Below are 26,384 nucleotides of genomic sequence, written 5' to 3'. Positions count from 1 at the left end.
GCCGCTCACTGGCTTGGCTCGTCTGAAAAACCATGAATTCGATCTCCCGCGCCGTACCTGAAGTGGCGCTGCACGCCATCCGTAAACTGATTACCGAACAGGGGTTCGGGCCGGGGGACGTGCTGCCTTCGCAGCGTGACCTGGCACTGCAATTGGGCGTGAGCCGGGCGTCGCTGCGTGAAGCGTTGTCATCCTTGAGTGCCTTGGGGGTGATCAGCGTGCAGCCAGGCAAAGGAGTATTCGTGCAGGCAGTCGAGCCATCCCCGGCAGTGTCGGGAGTGAGTTGGCCGTTCGCGGCTCAAGCCTCGCCTGTGGATATCTTTCAGTTGCGCTATGCCCTGGAAGGTTTTGCGGCGGGGTTGGCGGCGGTGACATTGAGCGCCGATGAGCTCGATGCCCTTGAAGATAACGTCACAGCGATGCGCGACGAGTTGCGTGCCGGGGACTTCGATGCGGCGGCGCGGCTGGACTTCGAGTTTCATCGGCGAATGCTGCTGGCCAGTGGCAATCAGGCGATGTTGAGCATTCTGACGGCGAGTGCCGAACTCTTTCTGGAGAGCCAGAAACTACCGTTTATCCGGGCCGAACGGGCCATGGAAACCTGGCAGGAACACCGCAAGATCCTCCGGGCGCTGGCCCGTCGGTCTTCGGGGGCCGCGCAGAAGGCTATGCAGGAGCACGTGCGCAACGCGGCCCTGCGCACTGGAATCTCCTTCGTGACCCCCGCCACGGCGTGACTTGAGCTATACCCAAACTCATGCACCACCATAGCGAGACTCAATCATCTGCGGCTTCCTGAACGAGGGAAGGGCGGCTATGATGGGCCACGTTTTTTTGCTTACAACCTGGAGACTTCCATGAGCAGCGATCTTATCAAACACGTTAGCGACGCTAGCTTCGAAGCTGACGTACTCAAGGCCGAAGGTGCTGTACTGGTCGACTACTGGGCTGAGTGGTGTGGCCCATGCAAGATGATCGCTCCGGTTCTGGACGAAATCGCTGAAACCTACAAAGGCAAACTGACCGTTGCCAAGCTGAACATCGACGAAAACCAGGAAACCCCGGCCAAGCACGGCGTACGTGGTATCCCGACCCTGATGTTGTTCAAGAACGGCAACGTCGAAGCGACCAAGGTCGGCGCGCTGTCGAAGTCGCAACTGGCTGCCTTCCTCGACGCCAACATTTAAGCGTTGTTGCAAGAGTCATCCAAAAAGCCCCGCAAATAGCGGGGCTTTTTCGTTATTCAGGGCTAGACGCTCCGAAACTCAGGTGTTACATTCGGCCCCGCACTGGTTTCTCCAGCGCCCCCTGCAAGCCGTCGCCGACGCTCTCCTTTTCGAATAAGTACGCGATCCTGTCGCCTTCTCTGCGGCGCGGCCTCATTAAGCCAAAAGCTTAATTTCCCCCCCTCCATAAATGATTACGTCATTCCTATATGAATCTGACTGAACTCAAGCAAAAGCCGATTACCGAACTGCTCGAATTGGCCGAACAGATGGGCATAGAAAATATGGCCCGTTCGCGCAAGCAGGATGTGATTTTCTCCTTGCTGAAAAAGCACGCGAAAAGCGGCGAGGAAATCTCCGGTGATGGCGTGCTGGAGATTCTCCAGGACGGCTTCGGCTTTCTCCGCTCTGCAGACGCCTCCTATCTTGCCGGCCCAGACGATATCTACGTCTCGCCGAGCCAGATCCGTCGCTTCAACTTGCGCACCGGTGACACCATCGTTGGCAAGATCCGTCCTCCAAAGGAAGGCGAGCGTTATTTCGCACTGCTCAAGGTCGACACGATCAACTACGATCGTCCCGAGAACGCGAAAAACAAGATTCTCTTCGAGAACCTGACCCCGCTGTTCCCGACCGTGCGCATGAAGATGGAAGCCGGTAACGGTTCCACCGAAGACCTCACCGGTCGTGTCATCGACCTGTGCGCCCCGATCGGTAAAGGCCAGCGCGGTCTGATCGTTGCTCCGCCAAAAGCGGGCAAGACGATCATGCTGCAGAACATCGCTGCCAACATCGCTCGTAACAACCCTGAAGTTCATCTGATCGTGCTGCTGATCGACGAACGTCCGGAAGAAGTAACCGAAATGCAGCGCACCGTGCGCGGCGAAGTGGTTGCCTCGACGTTCGACGAGCCGCCAACCCGCCACGTGCAGGTTGCCGAAATGGTGATCGAGAAGGCCAAGCGCCTGGTTGAACACAAGAAAGACGTGGTCATCTTGCTCGACTCCATCACCCGTCTGGCGCGTGCCTACAACACCGTGATCCCGAGCTCCGGCAAGGTCCTCACCGGTGGTGTCGATGCCCACGCCCTGGAGAAACCAAAGCGTTTCTTCGGTGCTGCTCGGAACATCGAAGAAGGCGGCTCGCTGACTATCATCGCTACCGCGCTGGTTGAAACCGGCTCGAAGATGGATGAAGTGATCTACGAAGAGTTCAAAGGCACCGGCAACATGGAACTGCCTCTGGATCGCAAGATCGCTGAAAAGCGCGTCTTCCCGGCGATCAACATCAACCGCTCCGGCACCCGCCGCGAAGAGTTGCTGACCGCCGACGACGAGCTGCAGCGCATGTGGATCCTGCGCAAGCTGCTGCATCCTATGGATGAAGTCGCTGCCATCGAGTTCCTGGTCGACAAGCTGAAACAGACCAAGACCAACGATGAGTTCTTCCTGTCGATGAAACGCAAGTAAATCGCGGAAGACCAAAAAAGCCGGGGAAACCCGGCTTTTTGCTATTTGATTTTTGATGATTTGCCAGGCCACTCTTCTGAACGGGTGGGTTCGAGGCTAAACTCATGCCCCCGAACGCCATGGCCAAAACGAGGCTAATGCATGCAGTATCGCGACTTGCGCGACTTTATCAGCGGCCTGGAGCAGCGCGGCGAGCTCAAGCGCATCCAGGTTCCGGTTTCACCAGTGCTGGAAATGACCGAGGTCTGCGATCGCACCTTGCGGGCCAAGGGCCCGGCGTTGCTGTTCGAAAACCCGACCGGTTATGACATCCCCGTGCTCGGCAACCTGTTCGGTACGCCTGAGCGCGTGGCCCTGGGCATGGGCGCCGAAGCCGTCAGCGAACTGCGCGAGATTGGCAAGCTGCTGGCCTTCCTCAAAGAGCCCGAGCCGCCAAAGGGGCTGAAAGACGCCTGGTCCAAGCTGCCGATTTTCCGCAAAATCATCGCCATGGCGCCAAAAGTCGTCAAAGACGCGATCTGCCAGGAAGTGGTCATCGAAGGCGATGACGTCGACCTGGCAATGCTGCCAGTGCAGACCTGCTGGCCTGGCGACGTCGGCCCGCTGATCACCTGGGGCCTGACGGTCACCAAAGGCCCGAACAAGGATCGCCAGAACCTCGGCATCTATCGCCAGCAGGTGATTGGCCGCAACAAAGTCATCATGCGCTGGTTGAGTCACCGTGGCGGCGCGCTGGACTACCGCGAGTGGTGCGAAAAACATCCGGGCCAGCCATTCCCGGTGTCCGTGGCATTGGGTGCCGACCCTGCAACCATTCTCGGCGCGGTAACGCCGGTGCCGGACAGCCTGTCCGAGTACGCCTTCGCCGGCCTCTTGCGTGGTAACCGCACCGAGCTTGTGAAGTGCCGTGGTAACGACCTGCAAGTGCCGGCCACCGCCGAGATCATCCTCGAAGGCGTGATCCATCCGGGCGAAATGGCTGACGAAGGTCCTTACGGCGACCACACCGGCTATTACAACGAAGTCGACAGCTTCCCGGTGTTCACCGTCGAACGCATCACGCACCGCATCAAGCCGATCTACCACAGCACCTACACCGGCCGTCCACCGGATGAGCCGGCGATCCTCGGTGTGGCGCTGAACGAAGTGTTCGTGCCGATCCTGCAAAAGCAGTTCCCGGAGATCACCGACTTCTACTTGCCGCCCGAAGGCTGCTCGTACCGCATGGCTGTCGTGACCATGAAAAAGCAGTACCCCGGCCATGCCAAGCGGGTAATGCTCGGTGTCTGGTCGTTTTTACGACAGTTCATGTACACCAAGTTCGTTATCGTCACTGACGACGATATCAACGCCCGCGACTGGAACGACGTGATCTGGGCCATCACCACGCGCATGGACCCCAAGCGCGACACGGTGATGATCGATAACACGCCGATCGACTACCTCGACTTCGCCTCGCCGATTTCCGGCCTGGGTTCGAAGATGGGACTCGATGCCACGCATAAATGGCCCGGCGAAACCACTCGCGAGTGGGGCCGGGTAATCGTCAAGGATGAGGCGGTGACACGCCGGATCGATGCCATCTGGAATCAATTAGGAATAGATTGATGCGTGTAACCTTGCAGCCGTCCGGAGCAGTGCTTGAGATATTGCCCGGCGAGCGGATTCTCGATGGGGCGCGGCGTTTGGGCTATGAGTGCCCGCAAAGCTGCCGTAATGGAAACTGCCACGTTTGCGCGGCGTTACTGGTCGAAGGTCGGGTCAAGCAGACCGGCGATGTGCGCGATCACGGTGAGTTCTACACTTGCATAGCAGAGCCGCTGGAAGACTGCATCGTATTGTGGGATGGCGTCCTTGCGCTGGGAGAACTACCGGTGCGCAGCCTGTCGTGTCAGGTCACTGAATGCGTAGACGTCGGCGGTGATACCTGGCGGGTTCGACTGCGGGCACCGGCGGGCAAGCCGCCGCGCTATCACGCCGGGCAGTACCTGCTGATCGAGCGCGAGAATGGCGAGAAATCCGCCTTCTCGCTGGCCTCTGCGCCGCATTCAGGACGAGATCTGGAACTGCATGTGCTGGCGCGCGAAGCCAGTGCGCTCAGCCTGATCGAGCAGTTGCAGCGCAATCGCATGGTGCGCATTGAAATGCCCTTCGGCGATACGCATCTGGCCGAGTTGCCTGACTGCCCGCTGGTGTTGATGGCGGCGGGTACCGGCATGGGGCAGATCCACAGCCTGATCGAGCATTGCCGGGCCAAGGGCTTCAAGCATCCGGTACACCTGTACTGGGGCGTGCGGCGGCCGGAAGACTTCTATCAGATCGAACATTGGGATGAATGGCTGAAGCTGCCCAACCTGTTCCTGCACAAGGTCGTCAGCGATCTGTGCGGTTGGGAAGGGCGTTGCGGCATGCTGCATGAGGCGGTTTGCGAGGATTTCCCCGACCTGAAGTCCCTGCATGTGTACGCCAGCGGTTCGCCGGCGATGGTTTACGGTACGCTGGACGCCTTGGTCAACGCCGGGATGGACGCGCACCAGATGCGCGCTGACGTCTTCGCCTACGCGCCCCGTCCGCAAGCAAGCTAAAAGCGCACGCCGGTGGTGATCATGGCTGCGTTAAAGCCGAGCAGAACCAGCTCGGCGGCGACCGGGCCGTAATGAGCGCCCAGTGATGGAATGATCACGGGCGCGACACCGAAGTGGTTGAGCGGAATCTTGTCCTTGTACTCGCCGCTGTAACCCTGGAGTAATCCACCGGTCAGCTTTATATACACCGGATAGTCGGCGCTCTCGTAACGCTTCCCCGCATAGGCGTAATACGAGCGCTGACTGAACGAGTTACGAAAAGTCACCGCACCAAACAGCCAGCCGGATGCTTCATTGCGTTCAAGGCCGATCAGGTCCTGATTGTTATTGTGATCGGGGTCTGGCGAATAGTGTTTGGTGTAGAGGCTACCTTGCAGGTACCAGAAGCCCTTGTCTGCTTGAGTCGGGCTTTCGACTGCCAGCGCCGGAGTGGCCAGCGCCAGTAACAGCAGCCCGTACATTTTCAGGTTTTTCATCTTGCGACCTCTATTGGTAATTCGGCTTGCGCCTGTGGAGGCTGCTATACGCCTGTATTCAAAGAAGGGGCGGCAGGGTATCAGACGAGTACGTCAGAAAGATCTGTTAAATGACGGTTGATTCTGAACGGCCGCAAGGCTTATGCATATTTCATTCGGGTATTTAAGATATTTCCCAAAGAGTATTAGGCTATATATCAGACTCCTGAATTGGCGCAGTCCTTGATATAGAAGGGTCATACGTCCTTTAGCACTTTTCGTTTTACGTTTACTGCTATATGTTCTATGACGTTAATCTTGCTTACATCTTGTAATACTGTGGGACTGAACACCCTTTGCCATGACCGCCATTGAATCTGCTTGTTTGAATCTGGCTTACCCTCCGCGGCTCGATCTGGGCGCGCAGCTGACTCACGAACAATTGCTCAGCTCGATGCAGGCCACCATGGCCCGGCACAAGGGCGGGCCCGTCTGGTTATTCGCTTACGGTTCATTGATCTGGCGCCCCGAATGCACGGCGGTCGAGCGGGTGCGCGGGCGCGTGCATGGTTACCATCGCGGCTTGTACCTGTGGTCTCACGAGCACCGCGGTACGCCGGAAATGCCGGGGTTGGTATTTGGTCTGGATCGCGGTGGTTCTTGCAGCGGCTTTGCCTATCGGTTGCCGGAAGATCAGTTGGAAGCCTCGCTGTTTGCCTTGTGGCAGCGCGAAATGCCGGTGCCGTCTTATCGCCCGCACTGGCTCAATTGCCGGCTGGAAGACGGCAGCAAGGTTCAGGCATTGGGGTTTGTTTTGGAGCGGCACCTGCCCAGCTATGCCGGCAACTTGCCGGACCATGTGCTGAGCCAGGTGTTCGAAAGCGCTTGCGGGCGTTACGGCACTACTCGCGATTATGTCGAGCAGACTGTCCACGCCCTGCGCAGCCACGCCATGCCAGACCGGAACCTGGAGGCGCGGCTCAAGCGCTGCAAGGCTTAAGCGAGCGCTTCACGACCCTGACTGGCGACTTGCTTGTGCCACAAGGTCGGTGCCAGACAAGCCATCGCCAACAGGCACGCGCCAACCAGCAGCACGAAACCGCCATCCCAGCCGAAATGGTCCACGGTGTAGCCCATCGCTGCACTGGCCGCGACCGAGCCGCCCAGATACCCGAACAGGCCGGTGAAACCCGCGGCCGTACCGGCGGCTTTCTTCGGCGCCAGTTCCAGCGCTTGCAGACCGATCAGCATCACCGGGCCATAGATCAGGAAGCCGATAGAGAACAGCGCGATCATGTCGATGGTCGGGTTGCCGGCCGGGTTCAGCCAGTAAACCAGGGTCGCCACGGTCACCAATGCCATGAACACCATGCCGGTCAGGCCACGGTTGCCACGGAAGATCTTGTCCGACATCCAGCCGCACAGCAGCGTGCCCGGGATGCCGGCCCACTCATAGAAGAAGTACGCCCACGAGGTTTTATCCACGTCGAAGTGCTTGGCTTCCTTCAGGTAGGTCGGCGCCCAGTCCAGCACGCCGTAGCGCAGCAGGTAGACAAAGACGTTGGCCATGGCGATGTACCAGAGCATTTTGTTGCGCAGCACGTATTTGACGAAGATTTCCTTGGCACTGAATTCGTCTTCGTGGCTGGCGTCGTAGCCTTCCGGGTAATCGTTCTTGTACTTCTCGATGGGCGGCAGGCCTACCGATTGCGGGGTATCGCGCATCACCATGAAGGCGAACACGGCCACCAGCAACGCAACGGCGGCGGGGACGTAGAACGCCGCGTGCCAGTCGTTGAACAGGCCCATGCCAAGCAGGAACAACGGGCCGATCAGGCCACCGCCGACGTTATGCGCGACGTTCCAGACCGACACCACGCCGCCGCGTTCCTTCTGCGACCACCAGTGCACCATGGTCCGGCCACTCGGCGGCCAGCCCATGCCTTGGGCCCAGCCGTTGATGAACAGCAGGATGAACATCATGGTCACGCTGGACGTTGCCCACGGTGCGAAACCGAAAATGAACATGACCCCGGCCGATACCAGCAAGCCGAAGGGCAGGAAGTAACGCGGGTTGGAACGGTCGGACACCAGGCCCATCAAAAACTTCGACAGACCGTAGGCGATCGCGATCGCCGACATCGCCAGGCCCAGCTGGCCACGGGTGTAGCCTTCATCGATCAGGTACGGCATGGCCAGGGAGAAGTTTTTGCGCAGCAGGTAATAACCGGCGTAGCCAAAGAAAATTCCGGCGAAGATTTGCCAGCGCAAGCGCCGGTAGGTGCTGTCTATGTGTTCTTCAGGCAATGGAGCCTGATGGGCGGCAGGACGAAAAAAAGCAAACATTCAAGAGCTCCAGATTTCTTGTTTTGACTGCGGATGCGAATGTTACAGTTTCGTTACCGAAAAAAGCACCGCTTGTCGTCAAGGAAATCCGGAGAAGTGAACGAGAACGCATGTTCTTTTATGAACATGCGCTCTTCAGGTGGAGGGGCGGGGGGATTCGGAAATCAGCTGCCATCTCCGGGTAACAGATGTTCCTGGATCTTCTTGCTGTGGGATTCGACCAAATTCCCCTGGTCGTCGAAGCGCAAGACGATCAACCAGTCATAGACGTCTTCTGGCCAGGATTTCTGCCCGGTCAACGCTTGGCCATCACCACCGAACGCTTCGATCAGATTGTCGATATGCCCGTGATGCCAGGCGATCAATACGACCGGGGCCTGGTTATTCTTGTCCAGCGATTTGACCAGTTTGTCGACTTCTTCATCGGCATAGGGTTGCTCGATCGGAAGGTGCAGACGCTGCGACAGCGGTGTCAGGGTCAGCCGTGGTCGCGCGCTGGACTTGCTGTCGCTGGTGGCGATCAGGCGTTGCGGTACCAGGTTCTTGCTGCCCAACTGCAGCGGGTCGAAATAGTGCGCATACGCCTCGGCGCGCTGCTCGCCACGAGGGCTGAGGCCCATGCCCTGGTCGGGTTTTTCCGCGTGTCGGACGATCAGTACGGTGACATTCTTCAAACCCGGAACCTCCTTGTTATTCTGATTCGCCAATGTCTGCATTGAAATCAACAGTGCAGGCAAGACCGCCAGACTCAATAACAGCTTGCGCAGCATCATGCTCATCCTCCGTCCTGTGATGGGTAAACAGACTCGAAGCGTAGCAGGGAGTTGTGTTCACCGTACCCGCACCACCACCTTTCCAACGGCCTTGCGCTGGCCCAGATCATTGATGGCATTGGCGGCCTGAGCCAGTGGGTAAACCTGCGACACCAGGGGCTTGAGCTTGCCCTCGGCAAACCAGCCAAACAGTTGCTGGAAGTTCGCGGCGTTGTCTTGTGGCTGGCGCTGGGCGAAGGAGCCCCAGAACACGCCGAGTACCGCTGCGCCCTTGAGCAGGGCGAGGTTCACCGGCAGTTCCGGGATGCGTCCGCTGGCGAAACCGACCACCAGCAGGCGACCGTTCCAGGCAATGGCGCGGATCGCCTGGTCGAACAGGTCGCCCCCCACCGGGTCGTAGATCACGTCGGCGCCGTTGCCGTCGGTCAGGCGTTTGATTTCGTCCTTGAGGTTGGCTTCGCTGTAATTGATCAACTCGTCGGCGCCGGCAGCCTTGGCTACCGCGAGCTTCTCGGCGCTGCTGGCCGCAGCGATGACCCGGGCACCCATGGCTTTACCGATTTCCACGGCGGCCAGGCCGACACCACCCGAAGCGCCGAGCACCAGCAGGGTTTCCCCCGGTTGCAGGTTGCCGCGCTGTTTCAGCGCGTGCATCGAAGTGCCGTAGGTCATGCTGAAGGCAGCGGCGGTGTTGAAGTCCATCGACGGCGGGATAGGCAGCGCGTTGTAGCCCGGCACCGCGACTTGCTCGGCAAAACTGCCCCATCCGGTCAGTGCCATGACCCGGTCACCGACCTTGAGGTGGCTGACTTTTTCGCCCACCGCGCTCACCACTCCAGCGGCTTCACCGCCCGGAGAAAACGGGAAGGGTGGCTTGAACTGGTATTTGCCCTCGATGATCAGCGTGTCCGGGAAGTTCACCCCGGCCGCATGCACGTCCAGCAGGATTTCGTTCTTCTTGGCGACAGGACTGGCGACTTCTTCCAGCACCAGCGATTCGGCAGGGCCGAAGGCTTTGCACAGCACGGCTTTCATCAGGGCTATTCCTTTGGGAGTGATGGCCGATAAGTGTAGGTGTGTGAGTCAACGGGTCAACGAGCATGCCCGGCCCTGATAGGCAGCCATAAGCTTTGTGCTTGGGCTGCGGGTGGTTATGCTAGGCCGCAAACCGGATGAGGAGCGAATTGTGAAAGCGTGGATCATGTTGATGCTGGCCCTGTCTCTGCCTGTGGCAGCGATGGCCGAAGAAGCCAAAGAAGGCGAAGCGCCGAAAGTCAGCTATATCAGCCTGAGCCCACCGTTCGTGGGTAACTACGGGCTGGATGGCACCCAGAAGCTCAAGGTCTACAAGGCTGATGTGGCGTTGCGGGTAACCGGCGAGGACGCGGTCAAGGCCGTGAAGGCCAACGAACCGTTGATTCGCAATCAGCTGGTGGCGTTGTTTTCTCAGCAGACCACTGAGGCCATGAACAACGTCGAAGCGAAAGAGAAGCTGCGTCAGGAAGCCTTGAAGCAGACCCAGCAAGTGATGAATGACGAAACCGGCAAGCCGATGGTTGACGATCTGTTGTTCAATAACCTGATCATTCAATAAGCCTTCCGTTGTCCGGGCGGGCCTCTTCGCGAGCAAGCCCGCTCCCACAGCTGATCTCCAGTGGCTGCAGATTTTGCATCCGGCGCAGATCTAATGTGGGAGCGGGCTTGCTCGCGAAGGCGTCCTTGCAATCGCTATATCGTTTACGTCCGTAAAGCGATCACCGCCGTCCATTGCTCGGCGGTCACCGGCATCACCGACAATCGCGAACCTTTCTGTACCAGCGGCATCTCTGACAGTGCCGTCTGCTGTTTCAGATAGTCGAGCTTCAGCACTTTGGGAAATGTCTCGACGTGACCAACGTTGATCGCGCTCCAGGCATTTTTCTCAGGCGTGGCCTTCGGGTCGAAGTAAACACTCTCGGGTTCCAGCGCCGTCGGGTCCGGGTACGCCGCTTCGATGATTCGTCCGATCCCGGCGATACCCGGTTCAGGGCAGCTGGAGTGGTAAAAGAAAAACTCGTCGCCGACCGCCATGGCCCGCAGGAAGTTGCGTGCCTGATAGTTGCGAACGCCGTCCCAGCGGGCTTCGCCGAGCTTCTCCAGGCCTTTGATCGAGAGCTCGTCGGGCTCGGATTTCATAAGCCAATAGGCCATCTTTTTTGCTCCGAAAGCGGTGGTCGGGAACGTTGTCCGGCGATTTTATGACAAACCGACGGTCGGTTGACGCCAGCGTTTGCGTGTCGCTTCACGTTACCGCAAAATGCCGGACTTTTAAGCGAGACGCTGCTGCACGGGCCATTGGCGATACCGTTGCTGTCATCGTGTGCGACATGCCTTGAGGGGGGCAATCGATGAAACGCAAACCGGATTTACTGTGGATTTTAGTTATTGTGTTCGGCCTGGGCGTCGTAACCACGGGTTATGCGCAAAGCCTGTGGGCGAACAAGACTGATGCACCGATCGAAGTCGCGCAACAACAGAAACAACCTCTAAAGCCGCACAAGCGCTAAAACCGCTGCAAGCGACGCCGCTGATGGCAGTGGCGTCCAGATCTAGTCCGCGAAATACCACTTCCTGTCAGTCACCGTTCCCTGCATCGGTACATCCCAGCTCGCTTGATCCAGTTTTTCGACTTTCTGGCATTCATGGGCCAGCCCCAGCAGCGTCGGCTTGCGCCAGGTCTTGCGGCGCGCCAGATAGGCCAGGCTGCGATCGTAGAAGCCGCCCCCCATCCCCAGGCGTCCGCCGTGTTCGTCAAAACCGACCAGCGGCAACAACACCAGATCCAGTGCCCAGACCTTGCGTTGCTTAGCCTGGTTGACCCGTGGTTCGAGAATGCGAAAGCGGTTAGGCCGCAGCTTTTCACCGGGGTGAATGCGCTGAAAGACCATCTTGGTTCGCGGCCAGGCGCTGAGTACGGGCAGGTAAGTCGCCTTGCCCCGGCGTTGAGCGGCGCGCAGCAACAGGCGCGGATCGATTTCACCGTCGGTAGGCAGGTACAGGGATATGTGTTTTGCGCGGCGGAACAACGGATGTTGCGCCAATTGCCGATACAGCCCGCGAGCGGCCTGGCGCTGCTCACTGTTGCTCAGTGCGCGACGGGCCTGGCGCAGCATGCGTCGAAGTTGCGGGCGGGATAGCGGCGCAGGTTCGGTCATCGTCATGGGCTGTTCGAGTGTCGAGGGCACCAGGGCGGTGACATCGTAAAAAGCCGATGCCGGCAAAAACCGGCATCGGCTTGAATCAGGCTCCCCGGATGAACCGCTGTCGACTTAGCCCTTGAACCCGAAAGTTCAAGGTGGAAGATGCAGTAGGCTTTAAGGCTTTCCGTCTAGCGGACATGCACACCAGCCCAACGTGCAACTTCCAGGGTAGTGCGAATCGGCTCAGGGACATCGTCAACTGGCAAGCACCCCAGGGAGTGGCGCGAGTATACCGCAACCACCTTCGGGAATCAGCCCTTGCTGACATCCGGATCGGTGGCGAGCACCAGATCCACCCGATCAAGCAGGTCACGCACCTGCTCGCGGGTCGAGCCACTGGCCTGCACATCAGGACGTTCCCGTGTGTGCAGCAGATCGTGGGTGATGTTCAGCGCGGCCATCACGGCGATGCGATCGGCGCCGATGACTTTGCCGCTGCTGCGGATTTCGCGCATTTTTCCGTCCAGATAACGGGCGGCGCTCACCAGATTGCTGCGCTCTTCCTGGGGGCAAATGATCGAGTACTCTTTATCGAGGATCTGCACGGTAACGCTATTGCTTGAACTCATGAGTCTTGCTCCAGGGCCTTGAGGCGCGAAATCATCGATTCGACCTTACGCCGGGCGATTTCGTTTTTTTCAATGAGGTGCGCGCGTTCCTCGCGCCAGGTCTTTTCCTGAGCTAATAAGAGTCCGTTCTGGCTCTTAAGTTGCTCGACTCGGGTAATTAGCAGTTCGAGTCTGGCCATCAGCGCTTGCAAGTCGGTGTCTTCCATACGTGTTCCACGGGATTTGTCTGATGGGCGGTAACTGGCGGACAGCCTTTAATAGTCTTGGCGAGTCTGTCGATGTAGGATACAAGGCCTTCATTCTAGACATAGCGCCGTCTGGCGCCTAGCTGCCCATGCCCATTCAGAATTCTCCGTATCAAGCCTTCGCCACCCTGCTGAGCACCAGCGGCCATCCTGTATCGCCTGCCGAACTGCACGGCCTGCTGCTCGGACGCAGCTGCGCTGGCGCGGGCTTTGAAGCCGATGGCTGGCTGGTCGACGCCGCCGAGCTGCTCGAAAGCGAGCCACAAGACAACGTCCGCAATGCCCTGATCGGCCTGCAAGAGATGGTCAAGGGCGAGCTGACCAGCGACGACATGACCGTCGTTCTACTGCTGCCGACCGATGACGCGCCGCTGACCGAACGTGCCGTCGCACTGGGCCAGTGGTGTCAGGGCTTCCTCAGCGGTTTCGGCCTGAACTGCCGTGATAGCAGCATGTTGAGCGCTGAAGCCACCGAAGTCCTGCAGGATCTCGCGGCTATCGCTCAGGTGCAAGATGCGCTGGAAGAATCCGACGACGGCGAAAGTGACTATATGGAAGTCATGGAGTACCTGCGGGTCGCGCCATTGCTGCTGTTCACCGAGAACAACAAAGCTGCCGCACAGGCCGCCAAACCTTCTCTGCACTGATCGTTTGCAAGGGACTTCCATCTGCCCATGATTCATATCCCTAAATCGGAATACACCCGCCGCCGCAAGGCGTTGATGGCGCAGATGGAACCCAACAGCATCGCAATCCTGCCGGCCGCCGCCGTGGCGATCCGCAATCGCGACGTCGAACACGTTTACCGACAGGAGAGCAACTTCCAGTACCTCAGCGGTTTCCCCGAGCCTCAGGCCGTGATCGTGCTGATACCCGGTCGTGAGCATGGCGAGTACATCCTGTTCTGCCGTGAACGCAACGCCGAACGCGAACTGTGGGACGGCCTGCGTGCCGGGCAGGAAGGTGCGATCCGGGATTTCGGCGCCGACGACGCTTTTCCGATCACCGACATCGACGACATCCTGCCGGGCCTGATCGAAGGCCGGGACCGGGTGTATTCGGCCATGGGCAGCAACCCGGAATTCGACCGCCACCTGATGGACTGGATCAACGTGATTCGTTCCAAGGCGAACCTGGGCGCCCAGCCGCCGAACGAATTCGTTGCGCTGGATCACCTGCTGCACGACATGCGCCTGTATAAATCGGCGGCAGAAGTGAAGGTGATGCGCGAAGCCGCACGGATCTCCGCGCAGGCTCACATTCGCGCGATGCAGGCCTGCCGTGTCGGCTTGCATGAGTTCAGCCTGGAAGCCGAGCTCGATTACGAGTTCCGTAAAGGTGGGGCGAAAATGCCGGCTTATGGTTCGATCGTCGCCGCCGGGCGCAACAGCTGCATCCTGCATTACCAGCAGAATGACGCGCAGCTCAAGGACGGCGATCTGGTGCTGATCGACGCCGGTTGCGAAATCGACTGCTACGCCAGTGACATCACCCGCACCTGGCCGGTCAATGGCAAGTATTCGCCGGAACAGAAGGCGATCTACGAATTGGTGCTGGAATCGCAAGCTGCCGCGTTTGCCCAGATCGCTCCCAACAAGCACTGGAACCAGGCGCACGAGGCGACGGTTCAAGTGATTACTGCCGGTCTGGTGAAGCTCGGTTTGTTGCAGGGCGATGTCGATGAGTTGATCGCCAGCGAAGCCTACAAGGCGTTTTACATGCACCGTGCCGGTCATTGGCTGGGCATGGATGTGCATGACGTCGGCGAGTACAAGGTCGGCGGTGAATGGCGGGTGCTGGAAGTCGGCATGACGCTGACCGTCGAGCCGGGTATCTACATTGCCCCGGGCAATCTGAACGTGGCGAAGAAATGGCGCGGCATTGGCGTGCGCATCGAGGATGACGTGGTGGTAACCAAGCAGGGCTGTGAAATTCTGACCAACGGTGTGCCGAGAACGGTCGCCGAGATCGAGGCCTTGATGGCCGCTGCACGGACCCAGGCGGCATGAGTCGAGTCAATCTGGCAATCATCGGTGGCGGTCTGGTGGGCGCCAGTCTGGCGTTGGCGTTACAGGCCGGTGCCCGCGCCCGTGGCTGGAAAATCGTGCTGATCGAACCGTTCGCCCCCGGCGACAGCTACCAGCCAAGCTACGACGCGCGCTCTTCGGCGCTGTCTTTCGGTGCTCGGCAGATTTATCAGCGGTTGGGCCTGTGGCAGGAAATCTCCCGCCGCGCCGAGCCGATCAAACAGATCCATGTTTCCGACCGTGGGCGTTTCTCCACCGCGCGACTGTCGGCCATGGAAGAAGGCGTTCCGGCCCTGGGCTACGTGGTGGAAAACGCCTGGCTGGGTCAATGCCTCTGGCAGGGGCTGGACAAGGACGTGATCAGTTGGCGCTGCCCGGCCGAAGTCACGCGCATGGAGCCGCTGGAAGACGGCTACCGCCTGACCCTCAACGATGAAACCCTACTGGAGTGCGAGCTCGCGGTGCTGGCCGATGGCGGCCGTTCGGGCTTGCGCGAGCAGTTGGGGATCGGCGTCAAAAAGCGTCCGTACAACCAAAGTGCATTGATCGCCAACATCACCCCGAGCGAAGCCCACAACGGCATGGCGTTCGAGCGCTTCACCGATGACGGCCCGATGGCCTTGCTGCCGCTGCCGGAAAACCGCTGCGCGCTGGTCTGGACTCGCTTGGGCATGGACGCGCAGCGTCTGGCGGCACTCGATGAGCGCAGCTTTCTCAGCGAGTTGCAGGGCGTGTTCGGCTATCGCCTCGGCACGCTCAAGCAGGTGGGGGCGCGGAATCTATATCCGTTGTCGTTGATCGAAGCCGAAGAGCAGGTACGTCCGCATCTGGCCGTGCTGGGCAACGCCGCCCACAGCCTGCACCCGATTGCCGGTCAGGGCTTCAACCTGTCGCTGCGCGACGCCCAGGCCTTGGCCGAAGCGCTGCTCGCCAGCCCGAGTGCACCGGGCGACTTCGCCACCTTGCAGGCTTACCGTGAACGCCAGCGGCTGGACCAGAACCTCACCGTGGGCTTCTCCGATCAGGTCACCCGATTGTTCGGCAGCACCCAGCCACTGGTTTCGCTGGGGCGCAACATCGGCCTGTTGGGCCTCGATCTATTGCCGCCGGCCAAACGCTGGTTCGCCCGGCAAGCCATGGGGTTGGGAACACGCTCCGATGGTTGAGTGCTTACCCCGGTGTTTCGATATTCAGGACGGCGCGGGCAGCGTGGTCGATAAAACCCTTTACGTGCGGCTTAAGCCGCAAGCGAGACAGGCTTAAAGCATGGAAATGCGCGCAGATCTGCTGATTGTCGGGGCCGGAATGGTTGGGAGCGCGTTGGCGCTGGCGTTACAGAACAGCGGGCTGGAAGTCCTGCTGCTCGACGGCAGCCCCATGAGCGTCAAACCCTTCGACGCGCAGTCGGCATTCGAGCCTCGAGTGAGCGCCTTGTCGGCCGCCAGTCAGCGGATTCTGGAGCGTCTGGGGGTGTGGGACGGCGTTGTCAACCGGCGTAGCAGCCCTTATACCGATATGCATGTCTGGGACGGCAGCGGCACCGGGCAGATTCACTTCTCGGCCACCAGCGTCCACGCCGAGGCACTCGGGCATATCGTCGAAAACCGGGTGGTGCAGGATGCGCTGCTCGATCGCCTGCATGATTGCGACCTGGGCCTGCTGGCCAATGCGCGTCTGGAGCAGATGCGCCGTTCCGGCGATGACTGGCTGTTGACCCTGGCCGATGGCCGCACCTTGCGAGCACCGCTGGTGATCGCGGCGGACGGCGCCAACTCGGCGGTGCGTCGTCTCACCGGTGTCGCGACTCGTGAGTGGGATTATCTGCATCACGCCATCGTCACCAGTGTTCGCAGCTCGCTGCCGCATCAGATGACCGCCTGGCAGCGTTTTACCGATTACGGCCCGCTGGCCTTCCTGCCCTTGGAGCGGGATGGCCAGCAGGACTGGTGCTCGATCGTCTGGTCGACCACCCCGAGCGAAGCCGAACGCCTGATGGCGCTGGACGACGAAGGTTTCTGCCAAGAGCTGGAGCGCGCTTTCGAAGGGCGTTTGGGCAAGGTGCTGAGCGCCGACCCGCGACTTTGCGTGCCGTTGCGCCAGCGCCATGCCAAGCGTTATGTGGCTGAGGGGCTGGCGCTGATCGGCGATGCCGCTCACACCATTCACCCGTTGGCCGGGCAGGGCGTCAACCTCGGTTTCCTCGATGCCGCAGTGTTGGCTGAAGTGCTGCTGCAGGCGGCCAGCCGTGGTGAGCGCCTGGCGGACGTGAAAGTCCTCAGCCGCTACGAGCGTCGGCGCATGCCGCACAACCTGGCGTTGATGGCAGCGATGGAAGGCTTTGAGCGTTTGTTCCAGGCCGATCCGTTGCCACTGCGCTGGTTACGTAATACCGGGTTGAAAATGGTCGACCAGATGCCCGAAGCCAAGGCGTTGTTTGTGCGCGAAGCGCTTGGATTGATCGGGGATCTGCCGGCATTGGCCAAGGCCTGACATTTTGCATCAGCGCTGATGCCCTCATCGCGAGCACATTCACCAACAATCTCCGACGGTGCAACATCTGGTAACTCCTCCAGGTCGTGATCGGTTGAGAAGCTAAATGTGAGTCCTTATCATTTCGGCTCATTTTTGATTTCGAGAGACCGCTCCCATGTTGGCACCGAAGCGTCTACTGACAGCCCTCGCCCTGACCCTGATCGGCACCACCGCTCAGGCCGCCGACGAGGTGGTGGTCTACTCCTCGCGTATCGACGAGCTGATCAAACCGGTCTTCGATGCCTACACCCAAAAAACCGGCGTAAAGGTGAAGTTCATCACCGACAAGGAAGCGCCGCTGATGCAGCGCATCAAGGCTGAAGGCCAGAACGCCACCGCCGACCTGCTGCTGACCGTCGATGCCGGCAACCTCTGGCAGGCCGAGCAAATGGGCATCCTGCAGCCGTTCACCTCCAAGGTGATCGACACCAATATCCCGCTGCAATACCGCGCCGCGTCTCACGCCTGGACCGGCCTGAGCCTGCGGGCGCGGACCATCGCCTATTCCACCGACCGGGTAAAACCCTCGGACCTGAGCACTTACGAAGCGCTGGCTGACAAGCAGTGGGAAGGCCGGCTGTGCCTGCGTACCGCGAAGAAGGTCTATAACCAGTCGTTGACTGCAACCCTGATTGAAACCCACGGTGCCGAAAAAACCGAAGAGATCCTCAAGGGTTGGGTGCGCAACCTGTCCACTGACGTGTTCTCTGACGACATCGCCGTACTGCAAGCGATCAGCGCCGGGCAATGCGACGTCGGTATCGTCAACACGTACTACTACGGCCGCCTGCACCAGCAGAAGCCGGACCTGCCGGTCAAATTGTTCTGGCCGAACCAGGCCGACCGTGGCGTACACGTGAACCTGTCGGGCATTGGCCTGACCAAACACGCCCCGCACCCGGAAGCCGCCAAGGCTCTGGTGGAATGGATGACCACACCTGAAGCGCAAAAGATCTTCGCCGACGCTAACCAGGAATTCCCGGCCAACCCGGCGGTGAAACCGTCCGCGGAAGTCGAGGCCTGGGGCAAGTTCATCCCGGACACGCTGCCGGTTGAAGTGGCTGGCCTGCGTCAGGCAGAAGCCATCCGCCTGATGGACCGCGCCGGCTGGAACTGACTCCACTGTTGTTGTGGCGAGGGGGCTTGCCCCCGTTCGAGCGCGAAGCGGTCGTAATATTGGCTGACACGCTTTGACTGAAGAAATGAAGTAGCTGACCAAGGGCTGCTTCGCAACCCAACGGGGGCAAGCCCCCTCGCCACAAAATGGGGCTGGCTGCATTACTGCGTCGGCTCCGAACTTTTTAGAGACTTTCCTTGGCCCATCCCGCCCAACGCCGTTGGTATCCGCTGGTTTTCGTCGTTGCCGCCCTGGTGGTGCTGCCGCTGAGTGTGTTGCTGCTGTCATGGCAAACCGTCGACCTGCAGATCTGGTCGCACCTGTGGCAAACCCAGATGCCACGTCTGCTGGGCAACACCCTGACGCTGATCCTCGGCGTCGGGATTGGCGTCACGCTGTTGGGCGTGAGCCTGGCGTGGTTGACCAGCCTCTGCGAATTCCCCGGGCGACGTTGGCTGGATTGGGCGCTGATGCTGCCGTTTGCGATCCCGGCTTATGTGTTGGCGTTCGTTTTCGTCGGGCTGCTGGATTTCGCCGGTCCAGTGCAAACCCTGCTCCGCGAGTGGTTCGGCAGTGGTTTGCGGCTGCCGCGCGTCCGTTCAACGGGCGGGGTGATTCTGGTATTGGTGCTGGTGTTCTATCCCTACGTCTACTTGCTGGCGCGCACGGCGTTTCTGGCCCAGGGCAAAGGCCTGATGGAGGCTGCGCGCGTGCTCGGCCAATCACCGTGGCAAGCATTCTGGCGCGTGGCCTTGCCGATGGCCCGGCCGGCAATTGGTGCCGGTGTGGCCTTGGCATTGATGGAGACGCTGGCGGATTTCGGCGCAGTGTCGGTGTTCAACTTCGACACCTTCACTACGGCGATCTACAAAACCTGGTACGGCTTTTTCAGTCTGTCGAGCGCCGCACAACTGGCCAGCCTGTTGCTGCTGGTGGTGATGTTGTTGCTGTACGGCGAGCGGCGTGCGCGTGGCGCCAGCCGGGCGAGCAACGAGCGGCCAAGGGGCAAGGCGCTTTATCACCTGCGCGGGTTCAAGGCTGTGGCCGCCAGCAGTTGGTGCGGGCTGGTATTTGCCTGCGCGTTTGTCATTCCATTGCTGCAACTGGTGGCGTGGTTCTGGCAGCGCGGGCGCTTCGACCTGGATGAGCGTTACGCCGGGCTGATCGTCCACACGTTATACCTGGGCTCCATGGCGGCGCTGATCACCGTCAGCGTCGCGCTGCTGCTGGCATTTGCCCGGCGCCTGGCACCGACCCGGACGATTCGCTCCGGGGTCAGCCTGGCCAATATCGGCTATGCCTTGCCCGGATCGGTGCTGGCGGTATCGATCATGCTGGCGTTCAGTTACCTGGACCGCGAACTGGTGGTGCCGCTGTCGGACTGGCTTGGCGGTGCAGGCAAACCGTTGCTGCTGGGCAGCCTGTCGGCGCTGTTGCTGGCGTATCTGGTGCGCTTTATCGCGGTGGCCTACGGGCCGTTGGAAAATAGCCTGGCGCGGATCCGTCCGTCGTTGCCAGAAGCTGCACGCTGTTTGGGTGTCAGTGGGCCACGACTGTTTTTCAAAGTGTATCTGCCGTTGCTGCTGCCCGGCACGTTGAGCGCGGCACTGCTGGTGTTCGTCGATGTGCTCAAGGAAATGCCCGCTACCTTGCTGATGCGCCCGTTTGGCTGGGACACGCTGGCGGTGCGGATCTTTGAAATGACCAGCGAAGGCGAGTGGGCCCGGGCGTCGTTGCCGGCATTGACACTGATTCTGGTAGGCCTGTTACCAGTCATCGGCTTGATTCGACGTTCGGCACATCACAACGGCTAGGTGCCAGTCCTACACCTTGCGGCTACAATGCGCGGCATTCGGTGCGGATCGTCCTTCAGACCGGGTCGCTGAAATAGGCTGAAAGCCTTCTACTTCAAGGCTTTCAACCATGCAGCGCCTGTCCGTACCTTCGCCACGCCCGGAAGGAGAAACCCATGGGACAGCGTACGCCTCTGTATGACCTTCATCTCGCACTTGGCGCGAAGATGGTCGATTTTGGCGGTTGGGATATGCCATTGCATTACGGCTCACAGGTCGAGGAACACCATCAGGTGCGCCGCGACTGTGGGGTTTTCGATGTTTCCCATATGACCGTGATCGATGTCAGGGGCCCTCAGGCCAAGGCCTGGCTCCAGCATTTGCTGGCCAATGATGTCGAACGTCTGCACAGCGTCGGCCGTGCCTTGTACAGCACCATGCTCAATGAGCGGGGCGGGGTGGTCGACGACATGATCGTTTATCGCCTGGAGGATGCTTACCGCCTGGTGGTGAACGCCGCCACCCGTGATCAGGACATGGCCTGGATGCAGGCCCAGCTCGGCAATTATCAGGTGCAACTGCACGAGCGCAGCGAGCTGGCGATGCTGGCGATTCAAGGTCCGCAGGCGCGGCAAAAGATCGCCGAGTTGGTGACCCAGTCCCGTGGCACGCTGATCCAGCAACTCAAACCGTTTGAAGGTCAGTGTGACGGCGACTGGTTCATCGCCCGTACCGGTTACACCGGCGAAGACGGTCTGGAGATTGCCTTGCCGGCCGATCAGGCGCCGGGATTCTTCAACGATCTGGTCGGTGCGGGCATATCGCCGATTGGCCTCGGCGCCCGCGACACGCTGCGTCTTGAGGCTGGGATGAATCTCTACGGCCAGGACATTCATCAGGATGTCTCACCGCTGGCGTCCAATATGGCCTGGAGCATTGACTGGGAACCGGCCACTCGTCAGTTCATCGGCCGGGCCGCGCTTGAGGCTGAACGGGCAGCAGGGGTGAAGCAAAAACTGGTTGGTCTGGTGCTCGAAGAGCGCGGGGTTTTACGTGCCCATCAGGTGGTTCGCATCGCTGATGTTGGCGAAGGAGAGATCACCAGTGGTAGTTTCTCTCCTACGCTTAGCAAATCGATTGCCCTGGCGCGGGTGCCGATGGCGACCGCCGACCGGGCTGAAGTGGAAATTCGTGGCAAGTGGTACCCGGTTCGGGTAGTCAAACCGACTTTCGTGCGTCACGGCAAAACCCTGATCTAACTTTCTCTGGCGGGCCAGCACCGCTGATATTTCTTCTTGAGGATACAGAACATGAGCGATATCCCTACCGACCTGCGTTTTGCCGAAAGTCACGAGTGGGCGCGTCTGGATGAGGATGGCGGCGTAAAAGTCGGTATTTCAGACCATGCTCAGGAAGCCTTGGGTGATGTGGTGTTCGTCGAGCTGCCGGAAATCGGCAAAGTCTTCGCTGCCGGTGAAGCTGCGGGCGTAGTCGAGTCGGTCAAGGCGGCTTCGGATATCTACTCGCCGGTCTCCGGTACAGTCATCGCCGTTAACGAAGAGTTGGCCAACAGCCCGGAGCTGGTCAACAGCGCGCCATACGACAGCTGGTTCTTCAAACTCGAGCCAACAGATACCTCTGAGCTGGACAAGTTGCTCGACCCTGCTGGCTACAAGAACGCCATCGGCGAGTAATTGCTGCCGGAAATGAAAAAGCCTCGAGTGATCGAGGCTTTTTTGTGGGTGCGATTTACGCGTTTTGCAATACAGCCTTCACTGCCGCCACTGAACGCTCGACATCGCTTTTGCTCATGGCCGTGAACATCGGCAGCGAGACGATCAGGCGACCGACGCGTTCGGACACCGGGAACATGCCTTCCTTGAAACCGCGTTCGCGGTAAAGGCTCAGCAGGTGGATAGGCGGGTAGTGGTAGCCGATGCCGACGCCCAGTTCCTGCATTTGCTCCATGAAGGTTGCACGGGCCGGTTTGCCGTCCTTGCGCTCTGGCAGTACCAGCTGGAACAAGTGCCAGTTGCTGTTGGTGAAGTCTGCCGGTGGCAGCTGCGCACCGTATTTGGCCTCGAAATCGCTGCCGAAGCAGGCGAAGTAATGCTTGGCCAGTTCGCGGCGGTGAGCGGTGATGGCTTCAATGTGGGCGAATTGGCCCAGGCCAATGGCTGCTGCCACGTCGGTCATATTGAACTTGCCGCCCAGCACGTCGACGTCCAGGCCGTCGAAGCCGGTACGGGTCACGCCTTGCAAGCGATATTTCTCGGCCAGCCGCACTTCTTCAGCGTTGTTCAATACCAGGCAGCCACCTTCCGAGGAGGTGACGTTCTTGTTCGCCTGGAAGCTGAACGACACGAAGTCGCCCGTGGCGCCGATGCGCTGCCCATTCCAGCTCGAACCCAATGCCTGGGCGGCGTCTTCGATAATGCGCAGGCCGTGTTTCTTGGCGATCGCGTACAGGCGGCTCATGTCCACCGGCAAACCGGCGAGGAACACCGGGATAATGGCCTTGGTACGCGGGGTAATGGCCGCTTCGAGCTGGTCCAGGTCGATGTTGCGGGTGATCGGGTCGATGTCGGCAAACACCGGGGTGGCGCCGACTTCGAGAATCACGTTGGCCGTGGCGACCCAGGAAATTGGCGTGGTGATGACTTCGTCACCGGCACCGATCCCGGCGATGCGCAGGGCGATCTCCATGGTGCAGGTCCCGGAGTTGAACGTGCGCACCGGACGGCCGCCAAAAAACTCCGAGAGCTGGGCTTCGAACGCCTGAACCTTGGGCCCGCTGGTGATCCAGCCGGAGCGCAAGACATCGCCGACAGCGGCAATCGTGGCTTCATCGATAGTAGGTTTGGAAAACGGCAGAAAAGGCAGTTGGCTCATGACGATCAGTGCACCCGATTGGCTGACGGTAGATATATGCGCCGCACATGATGAGCCTGATTGAGCAAAGACGCCATGCCGAGTGCACAGGGGGAGCTATGCTGCTTTGATCGAGTTGCATCGACGTTGAGCGCCATTCAAGAGAGAGCCCGTCATGTCCCAGTTGCCATCCTTGAGCCAGTTACGAGACCCGAATGCCTTTCTGCGGCGCCACCTGGGGCCGGACACCGCCGAGCAGCAGGCGATGCTCGACAGCCTCGGGCTTGGCAGCCGTGTCGAGCTGATCGAGCAGACGGTGCCGCCGGGAATTCGCCTCAATCGCGTACTGGACTTGCCGCCCGCGCTCGATGAAGAGGCCGCGCTGGCAAAGCTGCGCGGCTATGCCGAACAGAATGAGGTCTGGACCAGCCTGATCGGCATGGGTTACCACGGCACCCTGACGCCTGCGGTGATCTTGCGCAACGTGCTGGAAAATCCCGGTTGGTACACCGCTTACACGCCCTATCAGCCGGAAATTGCTCAGGGGCGACTCGAAGCACTGCTCAATTTCCAGCAATTGACCATCGACCTGACGGGCCTGGAACTGGCCAACGCCTCGCTGCTCGACGAAGCCACGGCGGCGGCCGAAGCCATGGCACTGGCCAAGCGTGTCGCGAAGTCGAAAAGCAATCTGTTCTTCGTCGACGAGAACTGTCATCCACAAACCATTTCCGTGGTGAAGACCCGCGCTGAAGGCTTTGGCTTCGAACTGATCGTCGACACTGTGGATAATCTGAAACGGCATCAGGTGTTCGGCGCGCTGCTGCAGTATCCCGATACCCATGGCGAAATCCGCGACCTGCGCCCGCTGATCGATCACTTGCATGCGCAGCAGGCGCTGGCCTGCGTTGCAGCTGATCTGCTGAGCCTGTTGTTGCTGACGCCGCCAGGTGAAATGGGCGCTGACGTGGTATTCGGCTCGTCCCAGCGCTTTGGTGTGCCGATGGGCTACGGCGGCCCTCACGCAGCGTTTTTCGCCAGCCGCGATGAATACAAACGAGCGATTCCCGGGCGGATCATCGGCGTTTCGAAAGATGCTCGCGGCAACGTCGCGCTGCGCATGGCCCTGCAAACCCGCGAGCAACACATCCGCCGCGAGAAGGCCAATTCGAATATCTGCACGGCTCAGGTATTACTGGCCAATATCGCCAGTTTTTACGCGGTCTACCATGGCCCTCAGGGGCTTAAACGGATTGCGCAACGAGTACACCGGCTAACGTGCATTCTCGCCGCCGGGCTGGAGCGCAACGGCATCACCCGGCTCAACCAGCACTTCTTCGACACCTTGACCCTGGAGGTCGGCGGCAGCCAGACCGCGATCATCGACAGCGCCAAAGCGGCGCAGATCAACCTGCGGATTCTTGGGCGCGGGCAGGTTGGCTTGAGTCTCGACGAGAGCTGCGATGAGCGCACCGTAGCGAAGCTGTTTGATGTGTTCCTGGGTGCCGATCACGGGCTTAATGTCGCCGAGCTGGATGGCGAACAGCTGATCTCCGGGGTTCCCGACGGCTTGTTGCGGACCACCTCGTATTTGCGTCATCCGGTGTTCAACGCCCATCACAGCGAAACTGAAATGTTGCGTTACCTCAAGCAACTGGAAAACAAGGACCTGGCACTCAACCAGTCGATGATTGCGCTGGGCTCCTGCACCATGAAGCTCAATGCCAGTAGCGAAATGATCCCGATCACCTGGCCGGCGTTCGCCAACCTGCACCCCTTTGCGCCGAAAGAGCAGGCGGTGGGTTATTCGCTGATGATCAGCGAACTGGAAAGCTGGCTCTGCGCGATTACCGGTTTTGATGCGATCTGCATGCAGCCCAACTCCGGCGCCCAAGGTGAATACGCCGGGTTGCTGGCGATCCGCAAATACCATGAAAGCCGTCAGCAAGGCGCACGTGACATCTGTCTGATTCCCGCGTCTGCCCACGGCACGAACCCGGCCTCGGCGCAGATGGCCGGGATGCGGGTGATGATCGTCGACTGCGACGATGCCGGTAACGTTGATCTCGATGACCTGAAAGCCAAGGCGACGGCTGCCGGCGACAAGCTTTCCTGCCTGATGGCCACTTACCCTTCGACCCATGGGGTGTATGAAGAGGGCATCAACGAAATCTGTGAAGTTATCCACAGCCACGGCGGTCAGGTGTACATGGACGGCGCCAACCTCAACGCACAGGTCGGGCTGGCCCGCCCGGCGGATATCGGTGCCGATGTCTCGCACATGAACCTGCACAAGACCTTCTGCATTCCCCATGGCGGAGGCGGGCCGGGGATGGGACCGATTGGGGTGCGGGCGCATTTGGCGCCGTTTGTTGCCAATCACCCGGTGGTGCCGATCGAGGGGCCCGATCCGCAGAATGGTGCAGTCAGCGCAGCGCCTTGGGGCAGTGCGAGCATTTTGCCGATCAGCTGGATGTACATCGCGATGATGGGGCCGCAGATGGCGGATGCCAGTGAAGTGGCGATTCTTTCGGCCAATTACCTGGCAAAACATTTGTCCGGTGCGTTCCCGGTGCTCTACACCGGGCGCAACGAGCGGGTGGCGCACGAATGCATCCTCGACTTGCGACCGCTCAAGGCGCAAACCGGTATCAGTGAAGAAGACGTCGCCAAGCGGCTGATGGATTACGGTTTCCATGCGCCGACCATGTCTTTCCCGGTGCCGGGTACGTTGATGGTCGAGCCTACTGAAAGCGAGTCCAAGGCGGAACTGGATCGCTTTATCAGCGCGATGCTGAGTATTCGCGCGGAAATTGCCGAGGTGCAGAATGGCAATTGGTCTGCCGAGGACAATCCGCTGAAACGCTCGCCGCATACGTTGGCGGACATTACCGGCGTCTGGGATCGGCCTTACAGCATCGAGCAAGCGGTGACCCCGGACACGCACACCAGGCTGCATAAATACTGGCCGACGGTGAACCGCGTGGACAACGTCTACGGGGATCGCAACCTGTTCTGCGCCTGCGTGCCGGTGGACGAATACCGCTGAAATGCACGGCTTTGATTGATCGTTCCCACGCTCTGATCTGACCCCAAAAAGCTGGACGTTTACATGTCTATGCCTGAGCGGCCTGAGT

General features: G+C 59.9%; 26 protein-coding genes, 1 other RNA gene and 1 pseudogene. 18 read left to right on the top strand and 10 right to left on the bottom strand.

Features of this window, described 5'->3' with window-relative positions; all coding sequences use genetic code 11:
* Positions 1 to 32: 32 nt before the first annotated feature.
* The 5 genes from KRR23_RS22465 to KRR23_RS22445 all read left to right on the top strand — a co-directional run bounded on the left by KRR23_RS22465 (position 33) and on the right by KRR23_RS22445 (position 5,280).
* Complete coding sequence (locus KRR23_RS22465) at positions 33 to 737, top strand: FadR/GntR family transcriptional regulator (RefSeq protein ID WP_216744309.1); 705 nt, start codon at positions 33 to 35, stop codon at positions 735 to 737.
* A gap of 120 nt (positions 738 to 857) precedes the next feature.
* Positions 858 to 1,187 carry a thioredoxin TrxA gene (gene trxA / locus KRR23_RS22460; protein ID WP_003206727.1) on the top strand — a complete coding sequence of 110 codons (330 nt, stop codon included), beginning with the start codon at positions 858 to 860 and terminating at the stop codon, positions 1,185 to 1,187.
* 248 nt (positions 1,188 to 1,435) lie between these two features.
* Positions 1,436 to 2,695: a transcription termination factor Rho gene (gene rho, locus KRR23_RS22455; RefSeq protein ID WP_019694195.1), complete on the top strand. Its 1,260-nt coding sequence runs from the start codon at positions 1,436 to 1,438 to the stop codon at positions 2,693 to 2,695.
* A gap of 141 nt (positions 2,696 to 2,836) precedes the next feature.
* The gene (gene ubiD, locus KRR23_RS22450; protein ID WP_216744308.1) at positions 2,837 to 4,303 is read left to right on the top strand and encodes a 4-hydroxy-3-polyprenylbenzoate decarboxylase; all 1,467 of its coding nucleotides are present in this window, start codon (positions 2,837 to 2,839) and stop codon (positions 4,301 to 4,303) included.
* Positions 4,303 to 5,280 carry a CDP-6-deoxy-delta-3,4-glucoseen reductase gene (locus KRR23_RS22445; protein ID WP_216744307.1) on the top strand — a complete coding sequence of 326 codons (978 nt, stop codon included), beginning with the start codon at positions 4,303 to 4,305 and terminating at the stop codon, positions 5,278 to 5,280. Before ubiD ends, KRR23_RS22445 begins: the two co-directional genes overlap by 1 nt.
* Here KRR23_RS22445 and KRR23_RS22440 read toward each other — a convergent pair.
* The gene (locus KRR23_RS22440; protein WP_103317836.1) at positions 5,277 to 5,756 is read right to left on the bottom strand and encodes a sn-glycerol-3-phosphate transporter; all 480 of its coding nucleotides are present in this window, start codon (positions 5,754 to 5,756) and stop codon (positions 5,277 to 5,279) included. The two genes, KRR23_RS22445 and KRR23_RS22440, sit on opposite strands and share 4 nt — an antisense overlap.
* 340 nt (positions 5,757 to 6,096) lie before the next feature.
* Between KRR23_RS22440 and KRR23_RS22435 the strand changes: the two genes are divergently transcribed.
* Positions 6,097 to 6,735: a gamma-glutamylcyclotransferase gene (locus KRR23_RS22435; protein WP_123581017.1), complete on the top strand. Its 639-nt coding sequence runs from the start codon at positions 6,097 to 6,099 to the stop codon at positions 6,733 to 6,735.
* Here KRR23_RS22435 and glpT read toward each other — a convergent pair.
* The 3 genes from glpT to KRR23_RS22420 form a co-directional block, all read right to left on the bottom strand.
* Positions 6,732 to 8,081, bottom strand: a complete 1,350-nt coding sequence (glpT, locus tag KRR23_RS22430) for a glycerol-3-phosphate transporter (protein ID WP_216744306.1) — start codon at positions 8,079 to 8,081, stop codon at positions 6,732 to 6,734. The genes KRR23_RS22435 and glpT overlap by 4 nt on opposite strands.
* Positions 8,082 to 8,245: 164 nt before the next feature.
* Entirely contained in the window at positions 8,246 to 8,860 is a 615-nt protein-coding gene (locus tag KRR23_RS22425; protein WP_216744305.1) for a flagellar basal body-associated protein FliL, read from the bottom strand.
* 51 nt (positions 8,861 to 8,911) lie between these two features.
* Positions 8,912 to 9,889: an NADPH:quinone oxidoreductase family protein gene (locus tag KRR23_RS22420; RefSeq protein ID WP_216744304.1), complete on the bottom strand. Its 978-nt coding sequence runs from the start codon at positions 9,887 to 9,889 to the stop codon at positions 8,912 to 8,914.
* A 151-nt stretch (positions 9,890 to 10,040) separates the two neighbouring features.
* Here KRR23_RS22420 and KRR23_RS22415 point away from each other — a divergent pair, with 151 nt between their 5' ends.
* A complete protein-coding gene (locus tag KRR23_RS22415; RefSeq protein ID WP_054594575.1) occupies positions 10,041 to 10,448 on the top strand; it encodes a flagellar basal body-associated protein FliL in 408 nt (135 codons plus the stop codon).
* A gap of 143 nt (positions 10,449 to 10,591) precedes the next feature.
* Here KRR23_RS22415 and KRR23_RS22410 read toward each other — a convergent pair whose 3' ends face one another.
* Positions 10,592 to 11,044 carry an EVE domain-containing protein gene (locus KRR23_RS22410; protein ID WP_216744303.1) on the bottom strand — a complete coding sequence of 151 codons (453 nt, stop codon included), beginning with the start codon at positions 11,042 to 11,044 and terminating at the stop codon, positions 10,592 to 10,594.
* 197 nt (positions 11,045 to 11,241) lie between these two features.
* Here KRR23_RS22410 and KRR23_RS22405 point away from each other — a divergent pair, with 197 nt between their 5' ends.
* Positions 11,242 to 11,400: a hypothetical protein gene (locus KRR23_RS22405; RefSeq protein WP_178098566.1), complete on the top strand. Its 159-nt coding sequence runs from the start codon at positions 11,242 to 11,244 to the stop codon at positions 11,398 to 11,400.
* A 42-nt stretch (positions 11,401 to 11,442) separates the two neighbouring features.
* On the opposite strand, the gene KRR23_RS22400 is transcribed toward KRR23_RS22405, so the two are convergent.
* From KRR23_RS22400 to KRR23_RS22385, 4 genes are all read right to left on the bottom strand, one after another.
* On the bottom strand, positions 11,443 to 12,048 hold the full coding sequence (locus KRR23_RS22400) for a 5-formyltetrahydrofolate cyclo-ligase (protein WP_054598197.1): 606 nt from the start codon (positions 12,046 to 12,048) through the stop codon (positions 11,443 to 11,445).
* An 87-nt stretch (positions 12,049 to 12,135) separates the two neighbouring features.
* Positions 12,136 to 12,314: non-coding RNA, 6S RNA (gene ssrS / locus KRR23_RS22395), on the bottom strand.
* Between the two features lie 30 nt (positions 12,315 to 12,344).
* Positions 12,345 to 12,662: a cell division protein ZapA gene (locus KRR23_RS22390; protein WP_019694181.1), complete on the bottom strand. Its 318-nt coding sequence runs from the start codon at positions 12,660 to 12,662 to the stop codon at positions 12,345 to 12,347.
* The gene (locus tag KRR23_RS22385; protein WP_007982902.1) at positions 12,659 to 12,868 is read right to left on the bottom strand and encodes a TIGR02449 family protein; all 210 of its coding nucleotides are present in this window, start codon (positions 12,866 to 12,868) and stop codon (positions 12,659 to 12,661) included. Before KRR23_RS22385 ends, KRR23_RS22390 begins: the two co-directional genes overlap by 4 nt.
* Positions 12,869 to 12,996: 128 nt before the next feature.
* On the opposite strand from KRR23_RS22385, the gene KRR23_RS22380 reads away from it, so the two are divergent.
* The 9 genes and pseudogenes from KRR23_RS22380 to gcvH all read left to right on the top strand — a co-directional run bounded on the left by KRR23_RS22380 (position 12,997) and on the right by gcvH (position 22,070).
* A complete protein-coding gene (locus tag KRR23_RS22380) occupies positions 12,997 to 13,554 on the top strand; it encodes a YecA family protein (RefSeq protein WP_216744302.1) in 558 nt (185 codons plus the stop codon).
* A 27-nt stretch (positions 13,555 to 13,581) separates the two neighbouring features.
* Positions 13,582 to 14,916, top strand: a complete 1,335-nt coding sequence (gene pepP, locus KRR23_RS22375) for a Xaa-Pro aminopeptidase (RefSeq protein WP_123581010.1) — start codon at positions 13,582 to 13,584, stop codon at positions 14,914 to 14,916.
* On the top strand, positions 14,913 to 16,100 hold the full coding sequence (ubiH, locus tag KRR23_RS22370; protein ID WP_103317814.1) for a 2-octaprenyl-6-methoxyphenyl hydroxylase: 1,188 nt from the start codon (positions 14,913 to 14,915) through the stop codon (positions 16,098 to 16,100). The genes pepP and ubiH overlap by 4 nt, the downstream gene beginning before the upstream one ends.
* 4 nt (positions 16,101 to 16,104) lie before the next feature.
* A pseudogene (locus KRR23_RS22365) lies at positions 16,105 to 16,197 on the top strand (tetrameric acyl-CoA thioesterase); the annotation flags it as partial.
* A gap of 9 nt (positions 16,198 to 16,206) precedes the next feature.
* A complete protein-coding gene (locus KRR23_RS22360; RefSeq protein ID WP_216744377.1) occupies positions 16,207 to 17,424 on the top strand; it encodes a 2-octaprenyl-3-methyl-6-methoxy-1,4-benzoquinol hydroxylase in 1,218 nt (405 codons plus the stop codon).
* Positions 17,425 to 17,581: 157 nt separating this feature from the next.
* Positions 17,582 to 18,583, top strand: a complete 1,002-nt coding sequence (locus KRR23_RS22355) for an extracellular solute-binding protein (RefSeq protein WP_216744301.1) — start codon at positions 17,582 to 17,584, stop codon at positions 18,581 to 18,583.
* 197 nt (positions 18,584 to 18,780) lie between these two features.
* Positions 18,781 to 20,397: an iron ABC transporter permease gene (locus tag KRR23_RS22350; protein WP_216744300.1), complete on the top strand. Its 1,617-nt coding sequence runs from the start codon at positions 18,781 to 18,783 to the stop codon at positions 20,395 to 20,397.
* Between the two features lie 155 nt (positions 20,398 to 20,552).
* A complete protein-coding gene (gene gcvT, locus KRR23_RS22345) occupies positions 20,553 to 21,635 on the top strand; it encodes a glycine cleavage system aminomethyltransferase GcvT (RefSeq protein ID WP_216744299.1) in 1,083 nt (360 codons plus the stop codon).
* Positions 21,636 to 21,686: 51 nt separating this feature from the next.
* Positions 21,687 to 22,070 (top strand): glycine cleavage system protein GcvH, encoded by a 384-nt coding sequence (gene gcvH / locus KRR23_RS22340; RefSeq protein ID WP_216744298.1) that lies wholly within the window; start codon positions 21,687 to 21,689, stop codon positions 22,068 to 22,070.
* Between the two features lie 55 nt (positions 22,071 to 22,125).
* Here gcvH and KRR23_RS22335 read toward each other — a convergent pair whose 3' ends face one another.
* Complete coding sequence (locus tag KRR23_RS22335) at positions 22,126 to 23,268, bottom strand: DegT/DnrJ/EryC1/StrS aminotransferase family protein (RefSeq protein ID WP_216744297.1); 1,143 nt, start codon at positions 23,266 to 23,268, stop codon at positions 22,126 to 22,128.
* 154 nt (positions 23,269 to 23,422) lie between these two features.
* Between KRR23_RS22335 and gcvP the strand changes: the two genes are divergently transcribed.
* Entirely contained in the window at positions 23,423 to 26,296 is a 2,874-nt protein-coding gene (gcvP, locus tag KRR23_RS22330) for an aminomethyl-transferring glycine dehydrogenase (RefSeq protein ID WP_216744296.1), read from the top strand.
* Positions 26,297 to 26,384: the final 88 nt, after the last annotated feature.

The sequence above is a fragment of the Pseudomonas sp. CVAP#3 genome (assembly GCF_018986375.1).
Lineage (GTDB): Bacteria > Pseudomonadota > Gammaproteobacteria > Pseudomonadales > Pseudomonadaceae > Aquipseudomonas > Aquipseudomonas helvetica.
Note: the sequence above shows the minus strand (reverse complement) of the source record. Positions and strands in the feature narration are given on the sequence as shown.